At 35.4% G+C, this 13653-nt stretch carries 13 protein-coding genes; 1 reads left to right on the top strand and 12 read right to left on the bottom strand.

Going from position 1 to position 13653, the window contains the following annotated elements; translation table 11 throughout:
• Nucleotides 1–37: 37 nt before the first annotated feature.
• Nucleotides 38–769, top strand: coding sequence for a YoaK family protein (locus G508_RS0110935; protein ID WP_026705352.1), 732 nt, complete (start codon nucleotides 38–40; stop codon nucleotides 767–769).
• On the opposite strand, the gene G508_RS0110930 is transcribed toward G508_RS0110935, so the two are convergent.
• The 12 genes from G508_RS0110930 to G508_RS0110875 all read right to left on the bottom strand — a co-directional run bounded on the left by G508_RS0110930 (nucleotide 770) and on the right by G508_RS0110875 (nucleotide 13651).
• The gene (locus tag G508_RS0110930) at nucleotides 770–2797 is read right to left on the bottom strand and encodes a hypothetical protein (protein ID WP_026705351.1); all 2028 of its coding nucleotides are present in this window, start codon (nucleotides 2795–2797) and stop codon (nucleotides 770–772) included.
• 55 nt (nucleotides 2798–2852) lie between these two features.
• Entirely contained in the window at nucleotides 2853–3377 is a 525-nt protein-coding gene (locus G508_RS0110925; RefSeq protein WP_026705350.1) for a hypothetical protein, read from the bottom strand.
• Between the two features lie 254 nt (nucleotides 3378–3631).
• Entirely contained in the window at nucleotides 3632–4378 is a 747-nt protein-coding gene (fabG, locus tag G508_RS0110920) for a 3-oxoacyl-[acyl-carrier-protein] reductase (RefSeq protein ID WP_026705349.1), read from the bottom strand.
• Between the two features lie 107 nt (nucleotides 4379–4485).
• Nucleotides 4486–5475, bottom strand: coding sequence for a TerC/Alx family metal homeostasis membrane protein (locus G508_RS0110915; RefSeq protein ID WP_026705348.1), 990 nt, complete (start codon nucleotides 5473–5475; stop codon nucleotides 4486–4488).
• A gap of 140 nt (nucleotides 5476–5615) precedes the next feature.
• Nucleotides 5616–7901 carry a DUF7619 domain-containing protein gene (locus G508_RS0110910; RefSeq protein WP_026705347.1) on the bottom strand — a complete coding sequence of 762 codons (2286 nt, stop codon included), beginning with the start codon at nucleotides 7899–7901 and terminating at the stop codon, nucleotides 5616–5618.
• 98 nt (nucleotides 7902–7999) lie between these two features.
• The gene (locus G508_RS0110905; RefSeq protein ID WP_026705346.1) at nucleotides 8000–8428 is read right to left on the bottom strand and encodes a hypothetical protein; all 429 of its coding nucleotides are present in this window, start codon (nucleotides 8426–8428) and stop codon (nucleotides 8000–8002) included.
• Between the two features lie 106 nt (nucleotides 8429–8534).
• The gene (gene sucD / locus G508_RS0110900; protein ID WP_026705345.1) at nucleotides 8535–9407 is read right to left on the bottom strand and encodes a succinate--CoA ligase subunit alpha; all 873 of its coding nucleotides are present in this window, start codon (nucleotides 9405–9407) and stop codon (nucleotides 8535–8537) included.
• An 84-nt stretch (nucleotides 9408–9491) separates the two neighbouring features.
• Nucleotides 9492–9857 carry a nuclear transport factor 2-like protein gene (locus tag G508_RS0110895; protein WP_245569861.1) on the bottom strand — a complete coding sequence of 122 codons (366 nt, stop codon included), beginning with the start codon at nucleotides 9855–9857 and terminating at the stop codon, nucleotides 9492–9494.
• Nucleotides 9857–10786: a UDP-3-O-(3-hydroxymyristoyl)glucosamine N-acyltransferase gene (locus G508_RS0110890; protein WP_026705343.1), complete on the bottom strand. Its 930-nt coding sequence runs from the start codon at nucleotides 10784–10786 to the stop codon at nucleotides 9857–9859. The genes G508_RS0110895 and G508_RS0110890 overlap by 1 nt, the downstream gene beginning before the upstream one ends.
• Nucleotides 10787–10852: 66 nt before the next feature.
• On the bottom strand, nucleotides 10853–11419 hold the full coding sequence (gene efp / locus G508_RS0110885) for an elongation factor P (protein ID WP_026705342.1): 567 nt from the start codon (nucleotides 11417–11419) through the stop codon (nucleotides 10853–10855).
• 46 nt (nucleotides 11420–11465) lie between these two features.
• On the bottom strand, nucleotides 11466–12251 hold the full coding sequence (lpxA, locus tag G508_RS0110880; RefSeq protein WP_026705341.1) for an acyl-ACP--UDP-N-acetylglucosamine O-acyltransferase: 786 nt from the start codon (nucleotides 12249–12251) through the stop codon (nucleotides 11466–11468).
• A gap of 11 nt (nucleotides 12252–12262) precedes the next feature.
• Nucleotides 12263–13651 carry a bifunctional UDP-3-O-[3-hydroxymyristoyl] N-acetylglucosamine deacetylase/3-hydroxyacyl-ACP dehydratase gene (locus tag G508_RS0110875; protein WP_026705340.1) on the bottom strand — a complete coding sequence of 463 codons (1389 nt, stop codon included), beginning with the start codon at nucleotides 13649–13651 and terminating at the stop codon, nucleotides 12263–12265.
• Between the last annotated feature and the right edge of the window lie 2 nt (nucleotides 13652–13653).

Raw genomic sequence — 13653 nt, 5'->3', positions numbered from 1 at the left:
ACTATTTTGATGTAAATTTGAAAAAAGATTACAACCAATGTTTCGCCATCAAGGAAAAAACAGAACTTTCATTCATAATCTTCGATTGGCAACCTTGCTATCATTAGTGGCGGGGATTGTAAACATTACAGGAGTCTTGTCCATTAAAATATTAACGACCAATGTAACGGGACACTTTGCTTTTTTTGCTGAAGAAATGATCCGAAATGAATTTGCAGCAGCCATTACTTTTCTGATTTTAACCCTTTTCTTCCTTGGTGGAGCTTTCCTCTCTAATTTTATAACTGAAACGGTATCTAAAACAAAACCACAGTTTTCGCATGTAATTCCTATTGCTTTAGAAATGACTGTTTTATTGGTAATAGCAATTTTCGGAATTGAAACTAATTTATCCGAAACAGAAGGTAAAATAATTGCTTTTGGAATGCTACTGGCGATGGGAATCCAAAATGCCTTGGTGACAAAAATTTCGCAATCAACCGTTAGGACAACACATCTAACGGGGCTTTTTACAGATTTGGGAATTGAGCTGTCACAACTTTTTTTCTACAAAAAGGAAACCGAAATCAAAAGATTAAAAGCCAATATTTATTTACGGTTTTCAATCATAATTTCATTTTTTAGCGGTTGCATCTTGGGAGGATATTTATATTCCTATTTCCAAATTAAAACCCTTCTTTTAGCAGTTCTAATATTGTTTACCGCATTGGTTTATGATTATGTTCGGTTACAATATTTTGTAATTAGGAGAAAAACATTTCAGCATTGATTACAACATCCCGTTGTATTTTCTAATAAACCACTCCGAAGCCAATGCTGCAGCAATCAAAATCAACAGCAAGATACTATCGATCAAAGGAATCTTTTTTGTAATTTCCTTTTGAATGGCTTTGTAATCTTCATTCTCCAGAAGATTTTTAATCAACAAATCCGATTGGTTGGGCATAAAAGTCTTGCCGTTAGTTTGAGTCGCCAATTGGTTTAATTTTGCAACATCAGGATTCACAAACTGCTGTTCGATATCGAAATCTAAGATTTCGAAATAACCAGAATAGCTGTTTTTAGAAGTCAACTCTTTTACGGTAAAATTATATTGTCCGGCTGGAAGGCCGTCAAGGTTAACTTTATAGGTGTTATTTCCTTTCAATAAATCGTAGTTCTTGTTTTGCTTCGTTTGTTTGTTGGTTACCGAAATTGTCAAACGTGCCTTTTCGTCAAACTCATAATTTTTATTGAAATATTGAGCTGTAATTTCAATTGCATCTCCTGAATTGTAGAAGCTTTCGTGGTTGACAATTAGCGATTTTTTTGAATTATTTGAAGCCAAAAACTGAATGGTCTTATCAATAAAAACATCGAAACTTTCGAATGATTCATTGTCTATTCGGCTTTGCAAACGCCATTTCCAGATGTTTTCTCCCAATAAAAAAGCTGTTCGTTTGCCTTGATTTTCGGCGAAAGCCAATAACGGCATATTGGTTTGAATGTTTCGAATTCTGGACGAAAGAAGCACATTCACATTTTCGTTTGCAACAACTGTACCGTAGGCATTTTGCAAAGGCGGAAGGTTTTCAAAACCAATATTATCTAGGGCAAAAAGATTGAATTGCGAATCGAATTCGGCCAAATAATCTTCCGTTTGGGAACTCATCTTGAAGGTCAGGCTTTTTTGTTGCTGGTTGAGGAAATTAAAATCGGTGTTGTTTCCTGTGATGATAAAGGTGTTCAATCCTACATTCTTGTTCAACTCAAAAACCGACTTGAATTCGGCTGTTGGTTGGTATAAAATCAGGACGTTATAATCCTGCAACGACTGTATTTCTTTTGGCTTGACCAACGTCACATTACGTTGCAAATTGGTTTCGATTGAACGTTTCAAAGCCCCAACATCAGGATGATTGATGGATGAAACAATTGCAATTTCCGACTTCTGGTCGATAACTTCTACTGCAAAATTCTTGGTGTTATTGTAGGCGTTTTTTTCGGTTTCTTTTGAGGTAATTGAAGCTTTAAAAACCTGTAGCCCGATAGTATTTGCAGGAAGCAACACATTGATTACTGCTGATCTTTTTGAGGGCGAAAATGTAACGCTTTGTTTGTTCAACACCGAATTACCTTGCGAAATACTGAAATCGGCCGTGATGCTTTTGGTTCCTGAATAGTTTAAGAATACTTCAACAGGGAATTTATTTTTATGGAAAGCATATTTATTGACATTCAACTGATTGATTTTCAAATCCAAGAAAGTAGTGGTGTCACCAAGAATTAAAGGATACACTTTATTATTGGCATCAAAACTATATACATAATCATTTCCTTGGGTTTGATTTCCATCCGAGATTAAAACTGTTGGATAGTTTTTGTTCTTGTTGATGCTTTTCAGATTTTTTGCTACTGCTTCAAAATTGGATTGGTTTCCCTTGAAATCAAATTGTTCTGAGAGCTCAAATTCATTGTCAAATTGATAGGATTGTATCGCAAATTTTTCTTGCAAATCGGCATTTGAAGTCAGTTTCTTGTAAAGTTCCAAAGCGGTTTCATTTGCTTTTAGATTTACAATAGAACTTGAATTGTCCATTACAATTGGTAATGGTGTTTTTTCGGTTTCATAGGTGTTCTTGGTAATCTTTGGATTAATTAACAACAATAAGATTCCGAAAATCGAGAAAAAACGCAAAAAAGCCAAAAGCAAAGTTACTTTCGACTTGCTTTTGGCTTTGTAAAAATAGTGGTAAAATGACAAACCTCCTGTAATTAAAACCGATAATAAGATTAATAGAATTGTGGTTGATGTCATTTTTTAAATTTAAATTTAATGATTAAAATTTTGAACCATTAAGTTATTAAGGAAATTAAGGTTTATCTAAATCTGTATTCTCTTTCCAAATATAATCAGTTATTGATTTTGAATTTGTCATTACTAAATATCCAGAAATTGTTGCTATAAAAAAATAAATCAGCATTCCTGTTTCTCCATAATTCTTGATTAGCTCCTTCTGTCTTAAAAATTCAAATATTGAAGTTATCAGATTAGGGAAAGACATTAGAAACCAAATTGCTCCAATAATTGTTACCGTTATTGACAAAACTGTTTTAGCAGGAATGTCTAATCCTATTGTTTCTTCTATAAATTTTTTATCCAGTTTAAGAATTTTGATTATCCATTCTGTTTTGAACAGGAATAATCTCGTAACTAAGATGAAAACAATTAAAGTTGTAAAGCAGATTAGCCAAATTAAAATCAAATTTCCCCATTCAATTTCCCCATTAATAAAATTTAATGTTGATGTGAATTGAGGAATTATCCAAACACAATTTATTAAAAGCCATAATCCAATTGACTTGATAACAATTTTCCAAAAGGTATTTATATGCATAAATTGTTTTCTAATTTGGTCATTATATGGACAATCTAAGTACTAGCCCCGATTGTAGTGGAAATTCTTTCATTGAAAAAATCTATTTTTTCTTGGTGTGAAAGAGCGACCAACGGAAGCTCCTTTCAGGCCTTAGAAAAAAAGATTCTTTGATGAAAGATTGTAACGGAAAGCGGGAATAGCTTCTGAAAAAAATTAGCAGTGTTCAGTACTCAGATTGCAGAGAACTGAACACTGAACACTGTCAACTTTTTCTAAGTTAGCATTCCTCCGTCAACATTCAAAACTTGACCTGTAACGTAGGCACTCATATCTGAAGCGAAGAAAAGACAAGCGTTTGCTACATCTTCAGTGCTTCCGCCACGTTTCAAAGGAATGGCTTCTCTCCAGCCTTTTACTACGTCTTCGTTTAGTTTTCCGGTCATTTCAGTTTCGATGAATCCTGGAGCGATGGCGTTGCAACGGATGTTTCTTGAACCTAATTCTAAGGCTACTGATTTGGTGAAACCGATAACTCCTGCTTTTGACGCGGCATAATTGGTTTGACCAGCATTTCCTTTCACTCCTACTACAGAACTCATGTTGATGATTGATCCTGAACGTTGTTTCAAGAACGTTTTTTGGATCGCTTTGGTCATATTGAAAACCGACTTCAAGTTGACATCAATTACTTTGTCGAAATCTTCTTCGGACATTCTCATTAAAAGGTTATCTTTTGTGATTCCGGCATTGTTGATCAATACGTCAACTGTACCAAAATCGGCCAAAACAGCATCTACAAAAGTTTGTGCTTCATTGAAATCTGCAGCGTTAGATTGGTATCCTTTTGCTTTGATTCCCAAACCATTCAACTCGTTTTCTAAAGCCAAAGCCGATTCGGCAGATGCACTATAAGTGAAGGCAACATTTGCACCGTGATTGGCAAAAACCTCTGCAATTCCTTTTCCAATTCCACGGCTTGCACCTGTGATGATAACTGTTTTTCCTTGTAATAACTTCATTATATGTATGTTTTAATTTGCTTAGTTTGTTTGGACAAATATAAGAATTTAAGCCAAAAATAGTGGATTATAACGTTTATTTAAGACGTTTGATGTGTTGAAAATTCCTATGAATGGGTTTCTTCTTTGTCTGGAAATGCAACAGATGCCAAAACCGATAGCACTAAAACTCCACCCACAACCATCAACGAATGCAACGAATCGATGTGATAAAATGGAGCGATAACCATTTTTATTCCAATAAAAGTCAGAATGATTGCCAAACCGTATTTTAACTTGCTGAACAAATGGATGAAATTGGCCAACAAGAAATACAATGCCCTAAGTCCGAGGATGGCGAAGATATTGGAAGTATATAAAATAAAAGGATCGTCTGGAGCGATAGCGAAAATGGCAGGTATCGAATCGACTGCAAAAAGCAAATCCGTGAATTCAATTACTGCTACAACCACTAATAAAGGCGTTGCTAATTTTTTTCCGTTTTCGATGGTGAAGAATTTATCTCCGTCATAATTCTTACTTACGTTGAAAAACTTGTGCACCAATTTTGCACCTGGACTTTTATTAAAATCCTTGTTCTCGTCATTATCTTCTTTGGCAAACCATGATTTTATTCCTGCATAAATCAAAAAAATACCAAATAAGGTCATCACAACATTGATTCTCAAACTATAGCCCATAATGTCCATCTCTGGTAAATAGGTCATCTTGATGAGCTCGACACCTGTAAAAATAAAGATGGCCCTCATAATCAATGCTCCAATGATTCCCCAAAACAATACTTTGTGATGGTTTTCTTTTGGTACATTAAAAAATCCAAAAACAAGTATAAATACAAATAGATTATCAACCGATAAGGCTTTCTCGATCCAATAGGCAGATTGAAATTGTGAAAATTTCTCAATTCCCATATAGTAATAAATGAATCCGCTAAAAAGCATTGAAAGCCCAATCCAAACTACCGACCATGAAATCGCTTCTTTGTTGGAAACTACATGACTGTTTTTGTTGAAAACACCCAAATCGAGTAGTAACATGACAATAATTACGACAGTAAAAATGGTGAGAAGTCCAGGATGATTAATTAAGTTATCCATTATGTAAGATTTGTTTTTTTTTGCGTAACAAAGCTACTCTTTATTTCCCTTATTAAGAAGTGTTGAAGGAAATTCCGAGGGATTTTTTCCACAAAAAAAGCCTTGTGATTTACAAGGCTTTGGTTTTGGATTTTTTGCTATTATTTTTTGACAAACTTCGCATTCGATATTCCCCTATCCGAAACTACTTTGATAAAATAATTCCCAGTTGAAAGTCTTGAAACATCAACAGTATTCACACCTTTAGCATTTGGCACTGAAACTACCAATTGTCCTAAAGTGTTGTAGATACTGACAGTTTGCAACTCGATAGCTTGTTTTGAGGTAATGTTCAAGATACCATTAGTAGGATTTGGATATAAAGTAAAATAATTGTTAAACTCAAAATCTAGTGTTCCAAGTTCTGCAAAAGTTGTAACGGCAGGTTCAGTAACAATTGGGAAGTTAAAATCAAAATAGATGCTGGCCGTGTTGCTGAAGCTGTCGCCCAAAGCTAAAGTTGGCAAGGTTTTGATTTTGAAAACTACATAGCCATCGTTATTGGCATTATCAAAAGGCAGGTTTATGTTTTCGAACATGAATTCTACTTTATTTCCTGTGATTCGGGTTACATATGGATGGCTTCCGTTTAGGGCAATCAAACTTGAAACATCAAATTTTGCGGTATCAATCATGTCTTTTACTACGATGTTTTGTGCAGCAAAGGTTCCGGTATTTTCAAAGCGGATCATGTAGTGAACGTATTGCCCGATCATGTCTGGCGTGATGGCAGTTCCTTCGAGGCAGGTTTTATCATTCGGATCGAAGGAGTTGACAACGGTTTGTTGAAAATTCATGACATTATCAATTGGATTATCATCCTCTCCTACACTTGTATCTGCTGAAGCTTCGAATGTAAGTATATCATCACCGTTGAGTGCTGGAGTTTCCATAGGAGAGTTCAGATTGAAAGACACATCAATCGTTCGGGTTTCAAAAGGTTGAAGGTTCAGGAATGTCCAAAACAATGATCCAACGGGTAGCACCTCCGAAGTAGGGTTAGCTGAAACAAAATCTAACACTTCATCATTATAGTTTAAACCTACGGTTCCCATAGCGATAGAAACATTTCCTTTATTCTTGTAGATAATTTTATAATGAGCATTAAAACCTGGAACGGCAGCATCTATAGGAACAATCGTTACCTCAACATCCTGATGAAAACCATTTGGCGTGATGCAGAAATTTTGTATGAAGGGACTTGCGGTTTCAGGGAAAGTAACACTTACAGCTGTTGGCGAAATATTGAAATAGGTGGGGTTTTCTAATACTGGAGTTATGGTATGGTTTCCTGCTTGAACTGGAATATAATATTCTCCTGATTGATTGGATATTAGGCTTCCAGTTATAGTCCCATCTGTTATATTAAGTTTTAGATTTGGAAGGATTGCATCTGATACATCACAACCATTGTTATTGGAGTCGAGAATATTTGTTCCATTAATTGTATAATATTCACCTCCGGGAGTAAAGGAGCAGTAAGAGTTGACTTCACAATCCGTATAGCCTAATTCGGTTACAAGATTTTCTGCTATTTCTATTTTACTATCATCAACACAAAGATATTTTAGACTTGGACACTCACTTAAATTAAATAAAATATTTGTATTTCCTTTTATAAAAGCATTTTCCAAAAAATAATTGGGACCTGCACTAACAATAGAAAGATCAGATGAATAAACCAAGTCCAAATTTATAAAATCATTAAAAGAACAATAAAGTTGATCTAATTGTAAACAATCAGATAGATTAAGTGATTCTAAAACATTATTATTACAACTTAATTTTGTTAGTTCTGTTAATCCTTCTAATTCAAGAGAGCTTAAATTATTAAAAGAACAACTTAACTCCTTAATCAAAGGATTTGAACTTACATCCAAACTTAGCATTTGGTTCCATGAGCAATCTAAAAACTCCAAGTTAGGAGCATCCGAAAGATTTAAGGATATAATTTTATTGTTATTACAATATAGAGTTTTGAGATTAAGACCAGAAATATTAATGCCATTAGTAGTTACTAAATTAAAACTATCATTACAATTCAAATACGTTAGATTAATTAAAGGTGAAAAATCCACTATTCCTGATAAATTGTTATCAGGTATGTACAGACTTTTTAAATTAGTAAAAAATTCAATTCCGCTCAAATTAGAAATATTTGGATATACATTTAACCCATGTACTGCTAATGCCTCATTCAATTCTATCTCACCATCCTCATTACCATCAATTTTCATAGTATTTCCTTCGGAATCAAAAGCTATAAACGACCCTTCTTCAGCTTGCAACAGTTTTGCTTTGAAATTAGCATCCGAAAAGTCTATAATTTGTCCTCTCATGTTCACACATGCAAACAACGCCACCACCAAAAAGTAAAGTTTTTTCATAAAATAAATATAAGTCCTCAAATATATAAAAATCAATTGTTTGAAATAAAAAAAGCCTTACAACTTGTAAGAATTTTGATGATTATTTTTGTTTCTTCTTAGAACGCCACATTCCATCTAGGCAATCTTCCCTTTTCGTCTAGAAAGTTTTGCAGCACTTGTCCTTCTACGAAAGTAGGGATTACCTTGTTCTTTTCGTTGAAGGTTTCATACCAAGACACTTCAAGACGCTCGATGTTTTCGAGTTTCATCTGGGCTGGCCAAGAATATTTTCTTCCTGTTTTGGCAAATTGGTGTCCGTTTACAATCTTGTCATAAAGTCCGCCGTTTTTGATTTTCAATGTTCCATCGTTTTGGATAGTTCCCGTAGAACCTACCATGATCAATTCTTTCTCTTCTCCCTCTACAGCATATACCATAAAAACACCACTCCCTGATTCTGGAGCATTGCAAACGGTTTCTAGGCTATCTTCCTGAGTGAACGTGAAGGTATTTTGGGTTTTGAATTTCTTTAATTCTTTATACATCTTATTTTATTTTGCCACAAAGGCACGAAGGCTCTAAGTGAGATTATGGAAACAAAAAGCTCCACATGAAGCGGAGCTTTGGAATTTATTATTTGCATCTTGGAGATTACCCAAGTACTTCTTTTACTTTTTTACCAATTTCTGCTGGAGAGTCAACAACGTGGATTCCACATTCTCTCATGATACGTTTTTTAGCTTCGGCTGTATCATCAGCACCACCAACAATCGCACCTGCGTGACCCATTGTTCTTCCTTTTGGAGCAGTTTCCCCAGCAATGAAACCAACAACTGGTTTACGATTACCATCAGCTTTTACCCATTTAGCAGCATCAGCTTCTAGTTGTCCACCAATTTCTCCAATCATGATAATGATTTCAGTTTCTGGGTCGTTCATCAACAATTCTACAGCTTCCTTAGTTGTAGTTCCAATAATTGGATCTCCACCGATTCCGATAGCTGTTGTGATTCCCAAACCTTGTTTTACAACTTGGTCAGCCGCTTCGTAGGTTAAAGTTCCTGATTTAGAAACGATACCAACAGTTCCTTTTTTGAAAACAAAACCTGGCATGATACCTACTTTTGCTTCACCTGGAGTAATAACACCAGGACAGTTTGGCCCGATTAGACGACATTCTTTATTTTGAATATAAGCGTAAGCCTTAATCATATCTGCAACTGGAATACCTTCTGTAATTGTGATAATTACTTTGATTCCAGCATCAGCAGCTTCCATAATTGCATCAGCAGCAAAAGCTGGCGGAACGAAAATGATAGTGGTATCAGCTCCAGCTTGTTCTACAGCATCTTTTACAGTGTTGAAAACTGGACGATCTAAATGTGTTGTTCCACCTTTTCCTGGTGTTACACCACCTACAACGTTTGTTCCGTATTCAATCATTTGAGAAGCGTGAAAAGTTCCTTCACTTCCTGTAAAACCCTGAACAATTATTTTAGAATCTTTATTAACTAAAACGCTCATAATATATATTTTTAATTATTTTTTGAAATAGTGATGCAAAAGTAAGGTTTTGAGACCTAATTGGAAAGTTTTTTTGAGAATAAATTATGAAAGTTGACTCATTTGGTAACCTCGGAAAAGTTTACCGTCCTTGATTTCCCAGATTACAAAGAAGTGTGCCAAAAGCATTTCTTCTCTTGGGTTTTCAATGGTTTTTACATAATGAGAATAGCGAAGCGAAACAATATTGCCTTCCACAACCATCAAGTTGATCCGTGCTTTTGAACGAACATAAGCCTTGCTCATTTCAGCAGTGATGGCTAGAATTTCATCATAACCCAGTTTCAAAAAACCTTTTGAACTGTTCCATTCTAAAATTATCTCAGGATGCAAGAACTCGCTCATTACTGAAGCGTCTATTAAGGCATCTGATTTATAAAAATCCTGAACTATTTTTTTAGCAGACATCATTATTTTAATTTTTCGAGTATTTCGGGTATTTTTTTGATATTGGCCAATTGCTTTAGCTTTTCACGGGACTCTTCTATTGGCGTTCCGAAGTAGGTTTTTCCACCCTCTACAGATTTTGTTACTCCTGTTTGCCCCATTATCACCGCTTTCGAACCTATTCTTATGCCACTTGTGGTTCCAACTTGTCCCCAAAGCGTAACTTCGTCCTCAATAATCACACAACCTGCAATTCCGGTCTGTGAAGCAATCAAGCATTTTTTTCCGATAATAGTGTCATGTCCAACATGCACTTGGTTATCGATTTTTGTTCCTTCTCCAATTGTGGTATCGCCAGTAACCCCCTTGTCAATCGTGCAAAGTGCCCCAATTCCAACATTATCTTCAATTACTACTCTACCGCCAGAAATCAATTGATCGAAACCTTCTTCACGCTTTTTATAATAAAAAGCATCAGCTCCAAGTATGGTTCCGGCATGAATCATCACATTATCTCCAATTATGGTATTATCATAAATAGAAACATTGGAATGAATCAAGCAATTCTTGCCTATGGTAACATTATTTCCAATGAATGAATTCGGCTGAATGATGGTGCCCTCTCCTATTTTGGCGGAAGCCGAAATGGCAACATTCGAAAATTGAAAAGGTCGGAAATGATGGGTCAATTTATTGAAATCCCTAAAAGGGTCATCCGAAATTAAAAGTGCTTTTCCTTCCGGACATTCAACATTTTTATTGATCAAAACGATTGTTGCTGCAGATTGCAACGCCTTGTCGTAATATTTTGGATGGTCTACAAAAACAATATCCCCATTCTCCACCACATGAATTTCATTCATACCGTGAACTGGAAAATCTTCATTACCTACATACTCACAATTGATTATCGTGGCAATTTCTTTTAAAGAATGGATTTTTGGAAACTTCATATAGTTAGTATTCAGTGTTCAGTGTTCAGTGTTCAGTACTGTAAACTGAAAACTGAACACTGCAAACTATTCCTTCACTCGCTCCATATAAGAACCTGTAGCTGTATCGATTTTAATTTTATCACCTTCGTTAATGAACAACGGAACGTTTACATTTGCTCCAGTTTCAACAGTTGCTGGTTTAGTAGCATTTGTAGAAGTATTTCCTTTCACTCCTGGTTCAGAATAGGTAACTTCCAAAATAACAGAAGCAGGCATATCTACAGATAAAGGAGCTTCTGTTTCTGCATTGATGATTACTTTTACAGTTGTTCCTTCTTTCAACAAATCTGGAGCATCAAGGATTGCTTTGTTCAATTGAATTTGCTCATAGGTTTCAGTGTGCATAAAGTTATACAAATCTCCTTCTGCATATAAGAATTGGAATTCATGTGTTTCTACACGAACTTCATCAATTTTATGTCCTGCAGAAAACGTGTTGTCCAACACTTTTCCGTTTGTTAAACTTTTCAATTTTGTTCTAACAAAAGCTGGTCCTTTTCCTGGTTTTACGTGTAAGAATTCAATGATTTTATAAATATCGTGATTGAATTTGATGCATAATCCGTTTCTAATATCTGATGTAGATGCCATTTTATATTTTTATTCGTTGTTTGTTAATTTGTTTTTTTGTTTTCTTTTAGAAGCTTCCCGTGTATCCTTTCATCACACCTCTTGAAGAGTTTCTGATAAACTGGATAATTTCATCTCTTTCTGGAGTTGCTTCCATCTCTGCTTCGATGATTCCCAAAGCTTGGGTGGTGTTGTAATTTTTCTGGTATAAAATCCTGTAGATTTCTTGAATTTCTCTGATTTTTTCAGTCGTAAAACCTCTTCTTCTCAATCCTACAGAGTTGATTCCTACATAAGACAAAGGTTCTTTTGCAGCTTTTGTATAAGGAGGAACATCTTTTCTCAACAAAGATCCACCCGAAATCATAGCGTGATCACCAACACTAATAAATTGGTGTACAGCTGATAAACCTCCAATGATGGCAAAATTCCCAATTGTAACATGACCTCCTAAAAGGACTCCGTTTACAATAATTGCATTATTACCAACGTGACAATCGTGAGCAATGTGAGCCGTAGCCATGATAAGACAATTATTTCCAATCACCGTTTGGCCTGAAGCTACAGTTCCTCTGTTGATGGTTACACATTCCCTGATCGTCGTATTATCTCCTATAATTACAAGAGAATCTTCTCCTCCAAATTTTAAATCTTGTGGTATCGCCGAAATTACAGCACCCGGAAAAATATTGCAATTCTTCCCGATTCTTGCACCTTCCATGATGGTAACATTTGAACCTATCCAAGTTCCGTCTCCAATAACTACGTTGTTATGGATTGTTGTAAAAGGCTCAATTACAACGTTTTTAGCTATTTTAGCTCCCGGATGAACGTAAGCAAGTGGTTGATTCATCTACTTTCTTTTTATTGTTTTTTGGCAATCTGTGCCATTAATTCTGCTTCGGCAACGAGTTTTCCGTTTGCGTAAGCATTTGCCTGCATGTGACAGATTCCTCTTCTTATTGGAGTAATCAAATCACATTTGAATATTAAGGTATCACCTGGCAATACTTTATGTTTGAATTTCACATTGTCAATTTTCATAAAGAAAGTCAGGTAATTATCAGGGTCTGGAACTGTACTTAAAACCAAGATTCCACCACATTGTGCCATTGCTTCAACAATTAGAACTCCTGGCATTACAGGTGCATCTGGAAAATGTCCGACGAAGAAGGGTTCGTTCATCGTAACGTTTTTCAAACCTACAACGTGTGTATCTGAAAGTTCAAAGATTTTATCAATCAATAAAAATGGAGGCCTGTGTGGCAACATTGTCATGATTTTATTGACGTCCATTAATGGTTCCTGATTCAAATCATATACGGGAACGTGATTTCTTTGTTCTATCTTGATGATTTTAGCCATCTTCTTTGCAAATTGTGTATTTACAAAATGGCCTGGCTTGTTTGCAATAACTTTTCCTTTGATTCTAGTTCCAATCAAAGCCAAATCACCCACAACATCAAGCAATTTATGACGGGCAGCTTCATTAGGATAATGCAACGTCAGGTTGTCAAGAATTCCATTCGGTTTAACCGAAATTTTCTCTTTTCCAAAGGCAACTTTCAGATTTTCCATAGTAGATTCAGAGATTTCCTTGTCTACATAAACGATAGCATTGTTTAAATCTCCTCCTCTGATCAGACCATTTTCTAACAATGATTCTAATTCATGAAGAAAACTGAAAGTTCTTGCATTTGCAATTTCTTTTTTGAAATCGGCAATGCTTTTCATTGTAGCGTTTTGAGTGCCCAATACTTTTGTACCAAAATCGACCATAGCCGTCACTTGATAATCATCGCTTGGCATTACTAAGATTTCACTTCCTGTAGCTTCATCAGTAAAAGAAATTACTTCCTTTACGACATAATATTTTCGTTCGGCTTCTTGCTCAACTATTCCAGCCTTTTCTATGGCCTCTACAAAATATTTAGATGAACCGTCCATAATTGGCGGTTCGGAAGCATTCAATTCTACAATAACATTATCTAGATCACAACCAACAAAAGCAGCTAAAACATGCTCTGAAGTTTGGATTTTTACACCTAATTTCTCTAGATTGGTGCCTCTTTGTGTATTCACAACATAATTAGCATCAGCTTCAATGATAGGCTGTCCTTCCAAATCAACTCTTACGAAAGTGAATCCGTTGTTGACTGGTGCAGGTTTAAAGGTCATTTTGACTTCCTTTCCTGTGTGAAGTCCTACTCCTGTTAGAGAAATTTCGTTCTTGATGGTCGTTTGTTTAACCATTG

It is taken from the genome of Flavobacterium soli DSM 19725, from assembly GCF_000422705.1.
In the GTDB taxonomy this organism is placed as follows: Bacteria; Bacteroidota; Bacteroidia; order Flavobacteriales; family Flavobacteriaceae; genus Flavobacterium; species Flavobacterium soli.
Note: the sequence above shows the minus strand (reverse complement) of the source record. Positions and strands in the feature narration are given on the sequence as shown.